The organism is Pseudonocardia thermophila (assembly GCF_900142365.1).
Lineage (GTDB): Bacteria > Actinomycetota > Actinomycetes > Mycobacteriales > Pseudonocardiaceae > Pseudonocardia > Pseudonocardia thermophila.
In genome coordinates this window covers 248,587-265,654 of sequence record NZ_FRAP01000003.1, presented here as the reverse complement: position 1 = coordinate 265,654, position 17,068 = coordinate 248,587, and the positions used below count along the sequence as shown (strand labels likewise).

Annotated in this window: 18 protein-coding genes; 2 read left to right on the top strand and 16 right to left on the bottom strand. The window is 70.4% G+C overall.

Going from position 1 to position 17,068, the window contains the following annotated elements; genetic code table 11:
• From ehuD to ehuB, 3 genes are read right to left on the bottom strand one after another with little or no spacing between them, the layout of a single operon-like run.
• Positions 1-654: an ectoine/hydroxyectoine ABC transporter permease subunit EhuD gene (ehuD, locus tag BUE41_RS05720; protein WP_073455785.1), complete on the bottom strand. Its 654-nt coding sequence runs from the start codon at positions 652-654 to the stop codon at positions 1-3.
• 13 nt (positions 655-667) lie between these two features.
• Positions 668-1,372, bottom strand: coding sequence for an ectoine/hydroxyectoine ABC transporter permease subunit EhuC (gene ehuC / locus BUE41_RS05715; RefSeq protein ID WP_073455784.1), 705 nt, complete (start codon positions 1,370-1,372; stop codon positions 668-670).
• 7 nt (positions 1,373-1,379) lie between these two features.
• Complete coding sequence (ehuB, locus tag BUE41_RS05710) at positions 1,380-2,276, bottom strand: ectoine/hydroxyectoine ABC transporter substrate-binding protein EhuB (protein ID WP_073455947.1); 897 nt, start codon at positions 2,274-2,276, stop codon at positions 1,380-1,382.
• A gap of 113 nt (positions 2,277-2,389) precedes the next feature.
• On the opposite strand from ehuB, the gene BUE41_RS05705 reads away from it, so the two are divergent.
• Positions 2,390-3,043, top strand: coding sequence for a hypothetical protein (locus tag BUE41_RS05705; protein ID WP_073455783.1), 654 nt, complete (start codon positions 2,390-2,392; stop codon positions 3,041-3,043).
• Here the strand turns inward: BUE41_RS05705 and BUE41_RS05700 are convergent.
• The 4 genes from BUE41_RS05700 to murA form a co-directional block, all read right to left on the bottom strand.
• Positions 2,961-3,806 (bottom strand): ion transporter, encoded by an 846-nt coding sequence (locus BUE41_RS05700; RefSeq protein ID WP_073455782.1) that lies wholly within the window; start codon positions 3,804-3,806, stop codon positions 2,961-2,963. The two genes, BUE41_RS05705 and BUE41_RS05700, sit on opposite strands and share 83 nt — an antisense overlap.
• Positions 3,807-3,851: 45 nt before the next feature.
• Complete coding sequence (locus BUE41_RS05695) at positions 3,852-5,846, bottom strand: protein meaA (RefSeq protein ID WP_073455781.1); 1,995 nt, start codon at positions 5,844-5,846, stop codon at positions 3,852-3,854.
• A gap of 759 nt (positions 5,847-6,605) precedes the next feature.
• The gene (locus BUE41_RS05685) at positions 6,606-7,595 is read right to left on the bottom strand and encodes an ABC transporter substrate-binding protein (RefSeq protein ID WP_073455779.1); all 990 of its coding nucleotides are present in this window, start codon (positions 7,593-7,595) and stop codon (positions 6,606-6,608) included.
• A gap of 47 nt (positions 7,596-7,642) precedes the next feature.
• Positions 7,643-8,914 (bottom strand): UDP-N-acetylglucosamine 1-carboxyvinyltransferase, encoded by a 1,272-nt coding sequence (gene murA, locus BUE41_RS05680; RefSeq protein WP_073455778.1) that lies wholly within the window; start codon positions 8,912-8,914, stop codon positions 7,643-7,645.
• Positions 8,915-8,987: 73 nt separating this feature from the next.
• Here murA and BUE41_RS05675 point away from each other — a divergent pair, with 73 nt between their 5' ends.
• Entirely contained in the window at positions 8,988-9,563 is a 576-nt protein-coding gene (locus BUE41_RS05675) for a cob(I)yrinic acid a,c-diamide adenosyltransferase (RefSeq protein ID WP_073455777.1), read from the top strand.
• Positions 9,564-9,567: 4 nt separating this feature from the next.
• Here BUE41_RS05675 and BUE41_RS05670 read toward each other — a convergent pair whose 3' ends face one another.
• From BUE41_RS05670 to atpB, 9 genes are all read right to left on the bottom strand, one after another.
• Entirely contained in the window at positions 9,568-10,020 is a 453-nt protein-coding gene (locus tag BUE41_RS05670; RefSeq protein ID WP_084754464.1) for a DUF2550 domain-containing protein, read from the bottom strand.
• 14 nt (positions 10,021-10,034) lie between these two features.
• Positions 10,035-10,415 (bottom strand): F0F1 ATP synthase subunit epsilon, encoded by a 381-nt coding sequence (locus BUE41_RS05665; protein ID WP_073455776.1) that lies wholly within the window; start codon positions 10,413-10,415, stop codon positions 10,035-10,037.
• A gap of 3 nt (positions 10,416-10,418) precedes the next feature.
• Positions 10,419-11,849, bottom strand: a complete 1,431-nt coding sequence (gene atpD, locus BUE41_RS05660) for a F0F1 ATP synthase subunit beta (RefSeq protein ID WP_073455775.1) — start codon at positions 11,847-11,849, stop codon at positions 10,419-10,421.
• The gene (locus tag BUE41_RS05655; RefSeq protein WP_073455774.1) at positions 11,849-12,805 is read right to left on the bottom strand and encodes a F0F1 ATP synthase subunit gamma; all 957 of its coding nucleotides are present in this window, start codon (positions 12,803-12,805) and stop codon (positions 11,849-11,851) included. Before BUE41_RS05655 ends, atpD begins: the two co-directional genes overlap by 1 nt.
• Before the next feature lie 10 nt (positions 12,806-12,815).
• The gene (gene atpA, locus BUE41_RS05650; RefSeq protein WP_073455773.1) at positions 12,816-14,462 is read right to left on the bottom strand and encodes a F0F1 ATP synthase subunit alpha; all 1,647 of its coding nucleotides are present in this window, start codon (positions 14,460-14,462) and stop codon (positions 12,816-12,818) included.
• Positions 14,463-14,509: 47 nt separating this feature from the next.
• Positions 14,510-15,352 (bottom strand): F0F1 ATP synthase subunit delta, encoded by an 843-nt coding sequence (locus BUE41_RS05645; protein ID WP_084754462.1) that lies wholly within the window; start codon positions 15,350-15,352, stop codon positions 14,510-14,512.
• On the bottom strand, positions 15,352-15,894 hold the full coding sequence (locus BUE41_RS05640) for a F0F1 ATP synthase subunit B (protein WP_234996994.1): 543 nt from the start codon (positions 15,892-15,894) through the stop codon (positions 15,352-15,354). Before BUE41_RS05640 ends, BUE41_RS05645 begins: the two co-directional genes overlap by 1 nt.
• A 47-nt stretch (positions 15,895-15,941) precedes the next feature.
• Positions 15,942-16,196 (bottom strand): ATP synthase subunit c family protein, encoded by a 255-nt coding sequence (locus BUE41_RS05635; protein ID WP_073455772.1) that lies wholly within the window; start codon positions 16,194-16,196, stop codon positions 15,942-15,944.
• 78 nt (positions 16,197-16,274) lie between these two features.
• Entirely contained in the window at positions 16,275-17,042 is a 768-nt protein-coding gene (gene atpB, locus BUE41_RS05630) for a F0F1 ATP synthase subunit A (RefSeq protein ID WP_073455771.1), read from the bottom strand.
• Positions 17,043-17,068 lie beyond the last annotated feature (26 nt).

Here is a 17,068-nt window from a genome sequence, read left to right as displayed (position 1 = left end):
TCAGACGGCTGCACGGCGGCGCTCCAGTCGGCGGACGAGGATCGAGGCGGGCAGGCTCAGCGCGAGGAAGAGCAGGCCCGCGATGGTGTACGGCTCGATCGGCCGGAACGTCTCGGACGACAGTTCCTTGGCCTTGTTGACCACCTCGACGACGCCGATGCCGAGCAGCAGCGGGACCTCCTTGAACATCGAGATCACGTAGTTGCCCAGCGCCGGCAGCACCCGCGGCACGGCCTGCGGCAGGATCACGCCCGTCCACACCCGCGACTGCGGCAGGCTCAGCGCCGCCGCGGCCTCCCACTGCCCGCGCGGCACTGCGTCGATCCCGGCCCGGTACACCTCCGAGGTGTACGTCGCGTAGTGCACACCGAGCGCGATCACGCCGACCGCGAACGCGCCGAGCACGATCCCGAACCGCGGCAGCACGAAGAACAGGAAGAACACCTGCACCAGCAGCGGCGTGGACCGCACGAACTCGACGAACGCCCACAGCAGCTGGTCGACCACCGGGATCCGCGCCCGGCGGACCACCGCGATGACCAACCCCAGCACCAGCGCGACCAACGAGCCGAGCAGGGTGATCTCGATCGTCACGCGCAGGGCGCCGAGCATCTCCGGCAGGATCGCGATCGCGTAGTTCCAGTCCCAGCCCATCTCGCGCCCCCGTTCAGTGCGCCGCCGCCACGGCGGCCGTCCGGGCCGACGCCGAGGGCCGCCTGCCCAGCCGGCGAGCGCCGATCCGCTCCAGCCACCGCATCACCGCGGTGATGAGCACGGCGAGCACCAGGTAGATCAGCAGCATCAGCACGAAGATCAGCACGATGTCGTCGCCGAAGTTGGGCACCAACACCTGCACGCCCCGCTCGGTCACTTCCGACACGACGATGAACGACAGGATCGCGGTCGACTTCAGCAACTGGATGAACAGGTTGTTGAACGACGGCAGCATCTCCAACACCGCCTGCGGCATCACCACCCGCCAGCGGATGTCCCGCGGCGAGAACGACAGCGCCTTGGCGCCCTCCACCTGCGCCTTCGGCACCGACGACACGGCGCCGCGGACGATCTCCGCCCCGTACGCGCCGTGGTTGAGCCCGAGCACGACCACGCCCGCGAACAGCGGCAGCAGCTGGATCCCCACCAGCACCGGCAGCACGAAGTAGATCCAGAACAGCTGCACGACCTCCGACGTGCCGCGGAAGAACTCCACGTACGTGCGGCTGATCGCGCGCAGGAGCCGGTGCTCCGACAGCAGCGCCAGCCCGGCCGAGAAGGCCAGCAGGATCGTGAGGAGGATCCCGCCGGCGGCGGCGATCACCGTCTCGGGGACCCCGTCGAGCAGGACCGCGACGATGCGCGGGAGGTTCTCCACCGCCGGCTCACGCCGCGCAGAGGCTCTGCGTGGTCACGTCCGGACCCGGGACGTTGTCCTGGGTGAACCCGAACGGCTCCGTGATGCGCAGCCACTCGCCGCTGTCGTGCAGCCGCTTCAGCTCGGCGTTGAAGGCGCTCACGAAGTCGTCCTCGCCCATGCGGAAGACGAACGCCCCCGCCGACACCGTCGGCTTCCCGTCGATCACCGGGAAGAACCCGGAGGTCACCTCGACCGCGGCACCGAGGTTCTTGGCCTTCACGTCGTTGAGCGAGATGTTGGTGAGCGCCCCGGCGTCGACCCGGCCCGCGGTCACCGCCTGCAGCATCGTGTTCTGCGTGTCCACCACCTGGAGCTGCGTGTCCGGCACCCCGGACTTCTGCGCGTACCCCTGCTCCACCGCACCGGAGAGCACGGCCAGGCGCAGGCCCTTGTCGCGCACGTCGTCGAAGGTCGCGATCCCCTGCGGGTTGCCCGTCGGCACGAGGAACGCCGTCGGCGCGGTGTAGTCGGGATCGGAGAACGCGGCGTTCGCACAGCGCTCCGGGTTGATGAACATGCCCGCGGTGACCATGTCGAACTGGCGGGCGTTCAGCGCGGGGATCAGCGACCCGAACTCCACCGTGGTGGCCTGCACGTCGTTGATGCCCAGCGCGCCGAGCACCGCGCGGGCCACCTCGACGGACTCGCCGGTGACCTTCCCCGAGGGGTCGGTGAACCCGTACGGTGCCTCGTTCGCGATGCCGACCCGGATCGTGCCGGTGCTACGGGCGTTCTCCAGGGTGCTGCCCGGCGCGTTCGACACCGTCGTGCAGGCGACCAGCGCGGCAGGCGCGGCCACCGCTGCGAGGCCCGCGACGCCGACCCTGCGCAGGAAGTCTCGTCTCGCCCAGCTCGCGCTCATCCGTGCCTCCTTGCCCACCCGTTCGGACGACGCCCGAAACCTAGGTGCTCCTCGAGCACCCGGCAAACGGAAGCGACCGGCGCGCAACCCGGAGTTCGGCCATCATCGTCGGCATGGCGTTGCGCATCGGCGGTGTCCCGGTCCTGTTCAGCCCCGCGGAGGTGGCGGGCGGGATCCGCGCCGTACTCGGCTGGACCGACGAGGCCGTGGACCTCGTCGCGGGCCTGCCGGGGCGGGTCGACCGGCTGCTGGCGGATGCGGAGACCCTGCTCGGCGAGGTGCGGCGGCTAGCCGAGCCGGTGGCGACCATCGCGGAGCAGGCCGAGGCGGCGACGGCGGCCGCCGAGCAGGTCGTCGCGACCGCCACGACCGTCACCACGACCGCGGAGGAGGTGGTCGCGCAGACGACGGAGTCCGTCCAGCGGGCCGACGCGGCGATCGCGGACGCGGCCAGGGCTGCCGCCGAGGCGAGCGGGCTGCTCGCGACCTACCAGCCGATCGCAGAGCGAGCCGCGCCGCTGGCGAAGCAGTTCGTGGAGGAGTTCTCGGCGAAGGAGCTGCACGCCGCGATCCGGATGGTCGACTCGCTGCCGCGGCTGACGGAGCACATCGAGTCCGACGTGCTGCCGCTGCTGGCCACGCTCGACCACGTGGGCCCGGACCTGCGCGAGCTGATCGCGCTGGTCACCGACGTGCGGAACGCGCTGGCGTCGGTGCCGGGGATGCGGCTGCTGCGGGGACGGCGGTCGGCGGAGCAGCCGACGTGACGAGGTCGGGCCGCTGCTCGTGCAGCCCGGCGACGACGGCGGCCCGGATCTGCACCTGGTTCTCCCGCACCAGCTCGGCGAAGAACGCGTCGGTGCGCGGATCGGTGAGCACGTCGACGAGCACCCGCATCACGGTGTCGATGAGCCCGTGGACGATCTCGTCGTGGAACGGCAGCCGGGCGAGCACCCCGGTCGCCCGGTCCCGCTTGATCGACTCGCTGACGATCTCCCGCAGCAGCTGCCGGTTGCGCTCCACCGAGCGCGCGATGTTCTGCGGGTAGCTGCCGGTCTCGAGCACCTTCACGACTTCGTCGAGCACGGCGACCGTGATCGGCTTCTTGATCGCCAGCACGATCGGCCGCGACCACCGCTCGACGAGCCGCTGGGTGAACCGCTCACCGAACGCCCGGTCCGCGCTGCGCGCCACCCGCATGAGCAGGACGACGACCCGCAGCAACCGCAGCCCGCGCAGGGCCGGGTGCGCCACCGGGACCATCCCGAGCACCTCGAACCAGTTGCGCAGCGGGAACCACCGCTCCCAGCCGGCGCGCCGCCAGCGGACGAGGAACTCGACCAGGAAGATCCCGCACACCGCCGCGTCGGCGACGAACACCCAGTGCGCCACCGCGGCGTCGTGCGGGAAGAACTCGACGTAGGCGAGCATCCCGACCGAGGCCAGCGCGAGCGCGAGCATGACCACGTCGACCGGGGAGACGCGGCGCCCGGACGGGACCGGCGCGGGGACCGGCGCTGATGCGGACATGCGCGGCATTCTGCCGCGGTCGTGATCAGCGCCGATCGGGTCCGATCAGTCGAGCCCGTTCGCCTTCCGCACCAACGTGACGATCTCGTCCATCATCTCGGTGAGCTTGTAGTCCTTCGGCGTGAACACCTGGGCCACCCCCTTGGCCCGCAGGGCCTCGGCGTCCTCGGGCGGGATGATCCCGCCGACCACGACCGGCACGTCGGTGGCGCCCGCCGCGCGCAGCCCGTCGACCACCGCGGGCACGACCTCCAGGTGCGACCCGGACAGCACCGACAGCCCGACGACGTGCACGCCCTCCTGCACGGCGGCCGCCACGATCTGCGCCGGGGTGAGCCGGATGCCCTGGTAGATCACCTCGAAGCCGACGTCCCGGGCGCGCACGGCCACCTGCTCGGCACCGTTGGAGTGCCCGTCCAGACCGGGCTTGCCGACGAGCATGCGCAGCCGCGTGCCCAGCTGCTCACCAGTGGCGCGGACCCGCTCGCGCACGTCGGCGATCGCCACCGCGCCCTCACCGCTCACCCCCGCGGCCGTGACGCCGGTGGGCGCCCGGTACTCGCCGAACACCTCGCGCAGCGCACCGGCCCACTCCCCCGTGGTCACGCCCGCCTTGGCGCAGGCGATCGAGGCCTCCATGAGGTTGGCGTCGGTCTTCGCCGCGTCGCGCAGCGCGGTGAGCGCCTCCTCGACCTTCGCGGCGTCCCGGTTCGCCCGCCACTCGCGGATCTTCGCGATCGCCTCGGCCTCGACCTGCGGATCGACCGTCTCGATGGCGGCGGCGCCTTCGGCCAGCAGCGGGCTCGGCTCGGTGGCCTCGAACTTGTTGACGCCGACGACGACGATCTCGCCGGACTCCATCTTGCGCCGCTTCTCCGACAGCGAGGCGACGAGCTGGCCCTTCATGTAACCGGACTCGACGGCCGCGACGGCCCCGCCCATCTCCTGGACGCGGTCGATCTCGGCCTTCGCGTTCTCGATCAGCTCGTTGACCTTCGCCTCGACGACACGGCTGCCGTCGAAGATGTCCTCGTACTCCAGCAGGTCGGTCTCGTAGGCGAGGACCTGCTGCATCCGCAGCGCCCACTGCTGGTCCCACGGCCGCGGCAGGCCCAGCGCCTCGTTCCAGGCGGGCAGCTGCACGGCGCGGGCACGAGCGTTGCGGGAGAGCGTGACGGCGAGCATCTCCAGCACGATGCGCTGGACGTTGTTCTCCGGCTGGGCCTCGGTGAGCCCGAGCGAGTTCACCTGCACGCCGTAGCGCAGGCGTCGCTGCTTCGGGTCCTGGACGCCGTAGCGCTCGCGGGTGATCTCGTCCCAGAGCTGGGCGAACGCCCGCATCTTGCACATCTCCTCGATGAAGCGCATGCCGGCGTTCACGAAGAAGGAGATGCGCCCGACGACGTCGCCGAACTTCTCCGGGGGCACCTGCCCGGAGTCGCGCACCGAATCGAGCACCGCGATCGCCGTGGACAGCGCGTACGCCAGCTCCTGCGGCGGCGTGGCCCCGGCCTCCTGCAGGTGGTAGCTGCAGATGTTGATCGGGTTCCACTTCGGGGTGTTCGCCACCGACCAGGCGATCATGTCGGTGGTCAGCCGCATGCTCGGGGCGGGCGGGAAGACGTACGTCCCGCGGGAGAGGTACTCCTTGACGATGTCGTTCTGCGTCGTGCCGGCCAGCGTGGTGCGGTCGGCGCCCTGCTCGTCGGCGACGGCGATGTAGAGCGCCAGGAGCCACATCGCCGGCGCGTTGATCGTCATCGAGGTGTTGGCCTCGGCGAGCGGGATGCCGTCGAAGAGCGTGCGCATGTCGCCGATGTGGCTGACCGGCACACCGACCTTGCCGACCTCACCCTTGGCGAGCTCGTGGTCGGGGTCGTAGCCGGTCTGGGTCGGCAGGTCGAACGCCACCGACAGGCCGGTCTGGCCCTTCGCCAGGTTCCGCCGGTACAGCGCGTTCGACTTCTCCGCGGAGGAGTGCCCCGCGTAGGTGCGCATGACCCACGGTCGGTCGCGTTCGTGGTCGCTCGGATACGGCACAAGCACCTCCGCCGTTGGTAGGGATACTTATCGTAGTGGTAGATAAGTCGTCCGTCCGAGGACGACGGTCACATCCGTGACCGGTCCGGCGCCTGTCCGAACGACCGGATGCAACCGACAATGCCAGGGTGACCGTGCTGACGGGTGTGCTCGGCGCCGTCGCGATGCTCGGACTCCTCGCGTTCGCCCTGCGGCTGACCTTCGGCACGACCCGCGATCTGCCCGTCCCCGACCCGGACGACCCGACCGTCCACGGGATGCTCGTCACCGCCGGAACGGCCCCCACCGCGGCTGCCGCGGCGGCGCTGCGGGCCCGCCTCGCCGCCGCTGGGGTGCGGCGACGATCAGCCCCCACCCCGACGGCACCTACCACGTGCTGGTCTTCCCCGACGACGAGGCGCGAGCGAAGGCCCTGCTCGCCTGAGCCCGCGAGTCCCGCGCTTCTTCCGCGGGTCCTGCGTTCGGCCCGGCGAGTCGCGCAAGCGGCGCCGCGAGTCCAGCACACGGCGCGGCGAGTCCCACAAACGGTCGGGCGAGTCGCGCGTGCGTTGGCGTGAGTCTCGCGTTCGGCGGCACGAGTCATGCGCATCACGGGGGACCCGGACCTGGCGGCGCGCACCAGAACGGGAACCGCGAGTCCGGACCGCGATCCGAACGGCCGACTCACCCGCCCGAGACGCGAGACTCGCCGCGCCAGGCGCAAGACTCGCCCGCCCGGTTGCGCGACTCGCCCCAGCCTGCGCCCAGCCTGGACCCGTTTCAGCTCCCGAGCAGTTCCGGCAGCTCGTCGAGCACCTTCATCACGCCGTTGGGCCCCAGCCCGAGGAACCACACCTCGTCGTCGACCGCACGCACGTGCCCGGCCTGCACCGCGCCGAGCCGCTGCCACAGCTCCCCGTTGACGACGGCCTCCTGCGCGGTGTTCTCCGGCGGTCCGTAGCTGGAGTAGAAGATCCAGTCGCCGTCGGCGGCGTCGATGCGCTCTTCCGACACCTCGACGGCCAGCTCCGCGAAGTCCTGCTCCGGCGGCCGGCGCAGCCCCAGGTCACCCAGCACCACCCCGATCATCGAGAGGTTGCCGTACAGCCGGATCCGGCCGGGCATGAACCGCACGAGCGAGATCGTCGGCGCCGGGTTCGGCAGCGTCGCCTTCACCTCGTCGACCTTGCGCTGGTAGTCGTTGAGCACCTCGACGGCCTCGGTCTCCTTGCCCAGCGCGGTGCCGACGAGGAGGAAGTCCTCCTTCCACGGGAACCCGGGCCGGATGGACAGCACCGTCGGCGCGATCGCCGAGAGCTTGTCGTACAGCTGGTCGACCCGCAGCTTGCTGCCGAGGATGAGGTCCGGCTTCGCGGCGGCCAGCCCCTCCAGCTCGATCGTGTTCGTGTCGCCGACGATCGGCACGTCCCGCACTCGGTCAGCGAGGTACGACGGCACCGTCCGGTTGGGCACGGCGATCGCGACGGGGGTGACACCGAGCGCGAGCACGCCGTCGAGCTCGCCGCTGTCGAGGACGGCGACGCGGGCCGGCGGGGCCGGGATGGTGGTAGTGCCCCCGGCGTGGGTGACGGTGCGCGGGAACACCCCGGGCCCGACGTCGGCGGTGAACTTCGCCGTCTCGGTGTCGGCGGTGGAGAACAGCCGGCCACCGGTGGCGACGTCGGCGTTGCCGATCCCCGGATCGGCCTGCGGCGCCGCACAGCCCGTGAGCCCGAGCAGCGCGACAGCGACGACCACGACTCTGCGCATCCGCCGAACCTATCCGACCCGCCAGCCGTCCGGGGGAACGACCGGGTTCACGGCGCGGGCTCGTCCTTCACCCGGACGATGTCGGCGCCGAGCGACTGCAGGTTCTCCACGAACCGCGGGTAGCCGCGGTCGATGTGCTCGACGTCCCAGAGCTGGGTCACCCCGTCCGCGCACAGGGCCGCGAGCGCGAGCCCGGCCCCGGCGCGGATGTCGCTGGCCCACACCGGCGCGCTGGACAGCTTCGGCACCCCGCGCACGACGGCGTGGTGGCCGTCGGTGCGGGCGTCGGCGCCCAGCCGCACCATCTCGTCGACGAACCGGAACCGTGACTCGAACACGTTCTCGGTGATCATCGACGTGCCGTCGGCGATGGCGGACAGCGCGATCGCCATCGGCTGAAGGTCGGTGGGGAAGCCCGGGTACGGCAGCGTCACGAAGTCGACGGCCTTCGGCCGCCGGTCCATCGCGACGCGGAACTCCTGCGGACCGAGGATCTCGGTGGTCGCACCGGTCGAGCGCAGCTTGTCCAGCACCAGGTCGAGGTGGTGCGGATCGACCCCGCGCACGGTGACGTCGCCGCGGGTCATGGCCGCGGCGAACCCCCAGGTCGCGCCGACGATCCGGTCGCCGATCACCCGGTGCTCGGTCGGGGACAGCGCGTCCACGCCGTGGACGGTCAGCGTCGACGAGCCGATGCCGTCGATCTTCGCCCCCATGTGGGAGAGCATCGTGCAGAGATCGACGATCTCCGGCTCGCGCGCGGCGTTGTCGATGACGGTGGTGCCGTCGGAGAGCACGGCGGCCATGAGGATGTTCTCGGTGGCCCCGACGCTGGGGAAGTCCAGCCAGATCTGCGCGCCGCGCAGGTCCTCGGCTTCGGCCACGACCCGTCCGTGCTTGATCTCGGTGGTGGCGCCGAGCTTGCGCAGCCCCGCCTGGTGCATGTCGAGGGGACGCTGGCCGATGGCGTCGCCGCCGGGCAGGGGCACGACAGCGCGCCGGCAGCGCGCCACGAGCGGGCCGAGCACGCACACCGACGCCCGCAGCTTCGACACCGAGCGGTAGTCCGCCTCGGCGCCCAGCCCGGCCGGGACGTCGATGATGACCGTGTCGCCCTCGACGGTCACGGTGCAGCCGAGGCTGCGCAGCACGTCGGCCATGAGCGGCACGTCGAGGATCTCGGGGCAGTTGGTGATGGTGGTGGTGCCCTCGGCGAGCAGGGCGGCCGCCATCAGCTTCAGCACGCTGTTCTTCGCGCCGACCACGTCGACGGTGCCGACGAGGCGGGCGCCTCCGCGGATCGCGAAATGCTCTGCCACGCAGCCGACGCTAGCCCCTCGGCTCCGGGCGACCGCGGCGGACCCGGCTCGCGCGTCGCCTAGGCTCACGACCATGGCCGTGCACCTGACCAGGATCTACACCAAGACCGGCGACGACGGGACGACCGCGCTCGGCGACTTCTCCCGAGTCCGCAAGACCGACGTCCGCCTGGCGGCCTACGCCGACACGGACGAGGCGAACGCCGCGATCGGGGTGGCAGTCACCGTCGGCGGCTTGGCCGAGGAGGTCCTGGTCCCGCTGCGGCAGGTGCAGAACGACCTGTTCGACGTGGGCGCTGACCTGTGCGCGCCGATCGTCGACAACCTGGAGCACCAGCCGCTGCGGATCACCGAGGACTACATCACCCGGCTCGAGAACTGGTGCGACGAGTTCAACCCGCGCTTGCCGAAGCTGGACTCGTTCATCCTGCCGGGCGGCACCCCGGGTGCGGCGTACCTGCACGTCGCGCGCACGGTCACGCGGCGCGCGGAGCGCAGCGTGTGGGCGCTGCTGGAGACCGATCCCGACCGCACCAACCCGCTGACCGCGAAGTACCTCAACCGGCTGTCGGACCTGCTGTTCATCCTCAGCCGCGTCGCCAACCCGGACGGCGACGTGCTGTGGCGGCCGGGCGGGCCGAGGTCCTGAAGCCTCAGCCGGCGCGCCGGTAGAACTCGACGTGCCCCGGTGGGGCCGCCTCCAGCCACGACAGGAACCCGGTCAGGACCTCGGACGTCATCGCCAGTTCGACGTCCTGACCGTCGACCCGGCAGTGCAGGACGTTCGCGGCGTCGGGGATCACGTACGCCTCCCCCTCGAACGGGGCGCGCCGCCCGACGATCTCCAGCCGGGTGCGGTCGAGCACCATCGACGGCCCGATCCGCAGCGATGTCAGCCGGTACCAGGCCAGCTCGTCGCCGCGGTACCGGCCGACCCCGAAGTGCCACCCCGCGGTGACGTCCCGTAGAACGCCGGCGGGGCGGCGGCGCAGACACGCGTCCACGCCACCGCCCCGCATGAGACGTACTCGCCGCACGGCGAGGTAGGTGAGACACAGACAGGCGAGCAGCAGCGCGATGCTGACAACGATCGCCGTCGGTCCCACCTCGCGGCTCCGACCTACTCGACGCCCGCGGCTTTGAGCCGGACATGGGCACGGGCGGCGGCCGCGGCGCCCTCCGGGTCCGACGTGTCGGCCCTCTGCAGCGCCGCCCGGGCCCGCTCCACGTCGATCTCGGTGCCGATCTCCGCCTGCTCGGCGAGGATCGTCACGCCGTCGTGCGTGATGTGCAGGAACCCGCCGTGCACGGCCACCAGCGTGGTGGAGCCGTCGACGCCGTCGATCCGTACGAGACCGGCCTCCTCCAGCTGCGCGAGCGTGGGCTCGTGCCCGGGGAGCACACCGATCTCACCCACTGTGGTGCGGGCGGAGACGAACTTCCCCTCGCCCGACCAGATCCGCCGCTCGACGGCGACGAGCTCGACCTGCATCGTCGCCAAGGCTCAGCTCTCCTCGAGCTTCTTGCGGTTCTTCTCGAGGTCGTCGAGACCACCGCAGAGGAAGAACGCCTGCTCCGGGTAGTGGTCGAACTCACCCTTGGCGATCTTGTCGAACGCCTCGATGGTCTCCTTGAGCGGGACCGTCGACCCCGGCTGGCCGGTGAACTGCTCGGCGACCAGCAGGTTCTGCGACAGGAACCGCTCGATCCGCCGGGCCCGGGCCACCGTCTGGCGGTCCTCCTCGGAGAGCTCGTCGATGCCGAGGATGGCGATGATGTCCTGCAGGTCGGCGTAGCGCTGCAGGATCCGCTTGACCTCGTTGGCGACCCGGAAGTGCTCCTCGCCGATGTACTGCGGGTCGAGGATCCGGGAGGTGGAGGTCAGCGGGTCCACCGCCGGGTAGATGCCCTTCTGCGAGATCGGGCGGGAGAGCTCGGTCGTCGCGTCCAGGTGGGCGAACGTCGTGGCCGGCGCCGGGTCGGTGTAGTCGTCGGCGGGCACGTAGATCGCCTGCATCGAGGTGATCGAGCGTCCACGGGTCGAGGTGATCCGCTCCTGCAGCTCACCCATCTCGTCGGCCAGGGTCGGCTGGTAACCCACGGCCGACGGCATGCGGCCGAGCAGCGTGGAGACCTCCGAACCGGCCTGGGTGAACCGGAAGATGTTGTCGATGAACAGCAGCACGTCCTGGCCCTGCACGTCGCGGAAGTACTCCGCCATCGTCAGGGCGGACAGGGCGACGCGCATACGGGTGCCCGGCGGCTCGTCCATCTGACCGAAGACGAGCGCGGTGTCCTTGATGACGCCCGACTCGGTCATCTCCGTGATGAGGTCGTTGCCCTCACGGGTGCGCTCACCGACGCCGGCGAACACCGACGTACCACCGAAGTTCTTGGCGACGCGGGTGATCATCTCCTGGATGAGCACCGTCTTGCCGACGCCGGCGCCGCCGAACAGGCCGATCTTGCCGCCCTGCACGTACGGGGTGAGCAGGTCGATGACCTTGATGCCGGTCTCCAGCATCTCGGTCTTGCCCTCGAGCTGGTCGAAGCTCGGCGCCTTGCGGTGGATGCTCCACCGATCGCCGGTGAACTCCAGCTCGGGCTTGTCCAGGCAGTCGCCGAGCGCGTTGAACACGTGCCCCTTGACCTGGTCGCCGACCGGGACGGAGATCGGCCGGCCGGTGTCGGTGACCTCCTGGCCGCGGACCACGCCGTCGGTGGGCTGCATCGAGATGGTGCGCACCACGTTGTCACCGAGGTGCTGGGCGACCTCGAGGGTCAGCTTCTTGGCGAGGGCGCCGAAGGTGACCTGCAGCGTGAGCGCGTTGTAGAGCGAGGGCACGGCGTCGCGCGGGAACTCGACGTCGATGACGGGGCCGGTGACCCGAACGACGCGCCCGGTGTTGGTCGAGATGTCGGCGGTGGCGGTCATCACTCACTCCCTGCACTGACGAGAGCGTCGGCGCCACCGACGATCTCACTGATCTCCTGGGTGATCTGCGCCTGACGGGCCTGGTTGGACTCCAGCGTCAAGGTGCGGATCAGCTCGTTCGCGTTGTCCGTCGCGGCCTTCATCGCACGCTGCCGGTTGGCCGACTCCGACGCTGCAGACTCCAGCAGCGCCGCGAACAGTCGCGAGCCGACGTACTTGGGCAGCAGTGCGTCGAAGAGTGCATCCGCGTCCGGCTCGAAAGCGTAGAGCGATCGCAGCCCGTGCGACAGCGCAGGCGGAGGCTCCGAGCCGTCCGTTTCGACGTACTCGATCTCCATCGGAGCCATTCGGCGCGCCTGGGGAACCTGAGTAACCATGTTCTTGAACGACGTGTACACCAGATGCAGCTCGTCGACGCCCTGGACGACGCCCACACCCGGGACCTCGACGGATTCCTCGTCGCTCCCGGCCATGAACGCCGAGACCAGGGTACGAGCGACCTCGGCGGCGTGCTCGTAGCGGGGCTCCTCGGAGAAGCCGGTCCACTGGGCGGCGATCGGGCGGCGGCGGAACTTGTAGTACGCCACGCCCTTCTTACCGATCACGTAGACGACCGGCTCCTTGCCCTGCTCGCGCAGCAGCGAGTGCAGCTGCTCCGCTTCCTTGAGCACGTTGACGTTGTACCCGCCGCACTGGCCGCGGTCGCTGGTCACGACCAGCACGGCCGCCCGCTTCGGCTCCTCCCGCTCGACGAGCAGCGGGTGGTCGAGCGCGGCATTGGCGGCCAGCTCGGAGAGCACCGTGGTGATCTGCTCGGCGTACGGCCGCGAGGCTTCGACGCGGGCTCGCGCCTTGGTGATCTTCGACGCGGCGATGAGCTCCATCGCCCGCGTGATCTTCTTGATGTTCTGCGTCGACCTGATCCGCCGACGCAGAACCCGGATCTGTGCCGCCATGCTGCAGCCCTCAGCTCTTCTTCGGAGCCGGCTTGTTGACCTTCACCGACTCCTGCTCGACCTCGTCCTCGTCGAGCGGCTTGGCCTGCTCCTGCGGCACCACGGAGGAGCCGTCCGAGGCCGTGAAGCCCTTCTTGAACTCGGCGACGATCCGCTCGAGCCGCTCCACGTTGTCGTCGGAGAGCAGACCCGTGTCGCGGATCTCGGTGAGCACGCCCTCCTCGTGGCGGCGCAGGTGGTCGAGGAACTCCTTCTCGAACCGGCTCACGTCGGCGACCGGCACCGAGTCGAGCTTGCCGGTGGTGCCCAGCCAGATCGCGACGACCTGCTCCTCCACCGGCATCGGCTGGTACTGCGGCTGCTTGAGCAGCTCGACGAGCCGCTGGCCGCGGTTCAGGGCGCGGGCGGAGGCCTCGTCGAGGTCGGAGCCGAAGGCCGCGAACGCCTCCAGCTCGCGGTACTGCGACAGGTCCAGACGCAGCGAGCCGGACACCGACCGCATCGCCTTCACCTGCGCGGCGCCACCGACCCGGGAGACCGAGATACCGACGTTGATGGCCGGCCGCACGCCCTGGTTGAACAGGTCGGACTCGAGGAAGACCTGGCCGTCGGTGATGGAGATGACGTTCGTCGGGATGTACGCCGACACGTCGTTGGCCTTGGTCTCGATGATCGGCAGACCGGTCATCGAGCCGCCGCCCATCTCGTCGGACAGCTTCGCGCAGCGCTCCAGCAGCCGGGAGTGCAGGTAGAAGACGTCACCCGGGTACGCCTCGCGCCCCGGCGGGCGGCGCAGCAGCAGCGAGATCGCACGGTAAGCCTCGGCCTGCTTGGACAGGTCGTCGAAGATGATCAGGACGTGCTTGCCCTGGTACATCCAGTGCTGGCCGATGGCCGAGCCGGTGTACGGCGCGATCCACTTGAAGCCGGCCGGGTCGGAGGCCGGGGCGGCGACGATCGTCGTGTACTCCATCGCGCCCGCGTCCTCGAGCGCCTGGCGGACACCGGCGATCGTGGAGCCCTTCTGGCCGACCGCGACGTAGATGCAGCGGACCTGCTTCTTCGGGTCGCCGCTCGCCCAGTTCTCCTTCTGGTTGATGATCGTGTCGACGCAGATCGCGGTCTTACCGGTCTTGCGGTCGCCGATGATCAGCTGGCGCTGGCCGCGACCGATCGGGGTCATCGAGTCGATGGCCTTGATGCCGGTCTGCAGCGGCTCGAACACCGACTGCCGCTGCATCACGGTCGCGGCCTGCAGCTCGAGGACGCGCCGCTCGGTGGACTCGATCTCGCCGAGCCCGTCGATCGGCCGGCCCATCGGGTCCACCACGCGCCCGAGGAAGCCGTCCCCGACCGGCACCGAGAGGATGTTGCCGGTCCGGCGGACCTGCTGCCCCTCCTCCAGGCCGCCGTACTCGCCGAGGATGACCGCACCGATCTCGCGCTGGTCGAGGTTCAGGGCGACCCCGAGCACACCGCCCTCGAACTCGAGCAGCTCGTTGGTCATCGCGGACGGAAGGCCGGTGACGTGCGCGATGCCATCAGCGGTATCGCTGATCAGACCGACCTCGTCGCGGGTGGTGTCGGACTCCAGCGACGCGACGTAGCTGGAGATCGCGCTCCGGATCTCCTCCGGGGAGATCGTCAGCTCTGTCATGGCTTTCCGTCTTTCCTCTCTCAGGGCTGCTGGTGGTGGCGCGGATCTCAGGTGGGCAGGTTCCGCCGGGCGGCCGCGAGCTTGGCCGCCAGGCTGCCGTCGATCAGCTCGTCGCCGATGGTGATGACGAGCCCGCCGAGCAGGCTCGGGTCGAGCTCGACCTGCAGGGAGATGGCCCGGCCGTACATGCGACCGAGCACCGCGACGAGCCGCGCCTCCTGCTGCTCGGTCAGCGCCACCGGGGTGACGACCTTGGCCACGGAGCGCTTCCGGCGCGCGGCGGCCTCCTCGGCCAGTTCGGCGGCGACGTCGTCGAGCCGGCGGCCGCGCGGCGTGCGCACCGCCTCGGCGAGCAGCGCGTACGTCACGTCGGAGACCTTGGCCGACGAGCCGGTGCCGAGCGTCGCCTGCAGCAGCCCCACCCGGCCCTCTGCGGGCGCGGTGATGTCGGCGAGCAGGGCCGCGAACTGCGGCTCCCGCTCGAGGATCCGGCTGAAGCGGAAGAGCTCGTCCTCGACGTCGTCGAGGTTGCCCTGCTTCTCCGCCACGGCCAGGATCGCGCGCCGGGCGAGCACCTCTGCGGCGTCGACGAGGTCACCGGGTCGCGACCACGTCGCCGAGGCGAGCTGCTCGACCAGCTCCACCGTCTGGGCGGCCTGCTTGCCGCCCAGCAGCTGCCGGACCAGGCCGGCCCGTGCCTGCGCGGGCGCCGACGGGTCGCCGAGGTGCCTGCGCAGCTGCCCGTTGGCGTCGAGCAGTCGCACGACGGCGAACAGCTCGACGCCGATCGTCCCGATCTGTTCGGCGGTCGCGGCGTCGGCGACGGCGTCGAGCCGGTCACCGACGGAGCCGAGCGCCTCTCGGCTCGCCGCCTGCAGCAGCACCGCCATCAGTTCGCCTTCGCAGGTGCGTCGCGCTCGAGCTCGTCGAGGAACGCGTCGATCGTCGCCGAACGCTTCGCGTCATCGGCCAGAGCCTGGCCGAGGAGCCGCTCGGCCAGCTGGACCGACAGCCCGCCGACCTCGGCGCGCAGCTGACGCACGACCGCGTCGCGGCTCGCCGCCAGCTGCTCCTCACCACGGGCCCGGATCCGAGCGACCTCGGCCTCCGCCTCGGCGCGGGCCTCAGCCTTGATCTGGGCGCCCTCGGCGCGGGCGTCGTCGAGGATGCGGGCCCGCTCGGCGCGGGCTCCGGCCATCTGCTCCTCGTACTGCGCCTTGAGCTTCTCGGCTTCCGCCTTCGTCTCCTCCGCGCGCTTCAGTCCGCCTTCGATCTCCTCGACGCGCTGCTCGTAGAGCGCCTCGAAGCGGGGCACGGCGTACTTCCACAGCACGAACAGCAGCAGCGCGAACGCGATCAGGCCGACGATGAGCTCGCCGGGCAGCGGCAGGATCGGGAGGGGCTCCTCGGCCGCGAGGATCGAACTGTGCACCGTGGTTCCTTCCGTCAGGTATCGGCGTGTCGCTCAGCCGCGCCGGATCAGCCTGCGGAGGCGATGAAGAAGACGACCAGACCGATCAGCATGACCAGCTCGGCGAGGACGAAGGTCGTCCAGCCGATGGTCATCAGCATGCCGCGGGCCTCGGGCTGCCGGGCGGCGCCGTTGATGACGGCGGCCCAGATCAGACCCACACCGATGGCCGCCCCGATGGCGCTGGCGCCGTAGCCGATCGCGGCCAGACCCGGGTTGAGGTCGACTGCCTCGGCGGCCTGGGCGAGAACGAGAGTGCTCACTGTCGAGATTCCTTCCATTGATCCGCGCTGGGCGGTGTGCTGCGGGGAGTCGGGTCGGTGACCGGCAGGCCGGTCGGATCAGTGGTCGGTGGAAACGGCGGCTCCGATGTACACGGCGGCCAGCAGCGCGAAGACGTAGGCCTGGATGGTCATCACCAGCGCCTCCAGGAACGTGAACGCGATCGCACCGATGAAGGGGAAGGGCGCAGCCACGACCAGGCCGCCCCCGGCGTGGAGCAGGAACTCACCGCCGACGACGGCCAGCACCAGGACCAGGTGGCCGGCGAACATCGCGGCGAAGACTCGGAGCGCCAGCGAGATCGGCTGGAACACGAACTTCGTGAACAGCTCGATGATCACGATCAGCGGCGCGATGAAGGGAGGCACCCCCGGCGGCAGGGACGCGTGCTTGATGTAGCCCACGAAGCCGTGCTTGCGGATGCCCGCGTAGTGGTAGGTGATGTAGACGAAGACGGCCAACGCCAGCGGGAACCCGATCCGCGACATCGTCGGGAACTGGAAGACCGGGATGATCCCGAAGAAGTTGTTGACCAGGATGAAGCTGAACAGCCCGAGCACCAGCGGGATGAACGGCTTGAAGTCGTGCCCGATCTGGTCGCGGGCCATGTTGCGGGCGACGTTGTAGATGTACTCGAGCGCGAACTGGCCGCGGCCCGGTACGAGCGAGAGCTTGCGGGTGCCCAGCAGGAACACCGCGCCGACGATGATGGCCGCGAACACCAGCTGAACGACGGGCTTGGTGACCTCGCCGAAGATGGGCGGGTAGATGAAGGTGCCCACGCCCGGGGGCTCGAACTCCTCAGCGGCCCAGACCAACTCCACCAAAGGGTCTTCCTTCCGGTGCTCCGACC

Coding starts and splice junctions, on each gene's coding strand:
- ehuD (WP_073455785.1), bottom strand. CDS start 654: ATGGGCTGGGACTGGAACTACGCGATCGCGATCCTGCCGGAGATGCTC.
- ehuB (WP_073455947.1), bottom strand. CDS start 2,276: ATGAGCGCGAGCTGGGCGAGACGAGACTTCCTGCGCAGGGTCGGCGTC.
- BUE41_RS05705 (WP_073455783.1), top strand. CDS start 2,390: ATGGCGTTGCGCATCGGCGGTGTCCCGGTCCTGTTCAGCCCCGCGGAG.
- BUE41_RS05700 (WP_073455782.1), bottom strand. CDS start 3,806: ATGTCCGCATCAGCGCCGGTCCCCGCGCCGGTCCCGTCCGGGCGCCGC.
- BUE41_RS05685 (WP_073455779.1), bottom strand. CDS start 7,595: ATGCGCAGAGTCGTGGTCGTCGCTGTCGCGCTGCTCGGGCTCACGGGC.
- BUE41_RS05675 (WP_073455777.1), top strand. CDS start 8,988: ATGGCCGTGCACCTGACCAGGATCTACACCAAGACCGGCGACGACGGG.
- atpD (WP_073455775.1), bottom strand. CDS start 11,849: ATGACCGCCACCGCCGACATCTCGACCAACACCGGGCGCGTCGTTCGG.
- BUE41_RS05655 (WP_073455774.1), bottom strand. CDS start 12,805: ATGGCGGCACAGATCCGGGTTCTGCGTCGGCGGATCAGGTCGACGCAG.
- atpA (WP_073455773.1), bottom strand. CDS start 14,462: ATGACAGAGCTGACGATCTCCCCGGAGGAGATCCGGAGCGCGATCTCC.
- BUE41_RS05645 (WP_084754462.1), bottom strand. CDS start 15,352: ATGGCGGTGCTGCTGCAGGCGGCGAGCCGAGAGGCGCTCGGCTCCGTC.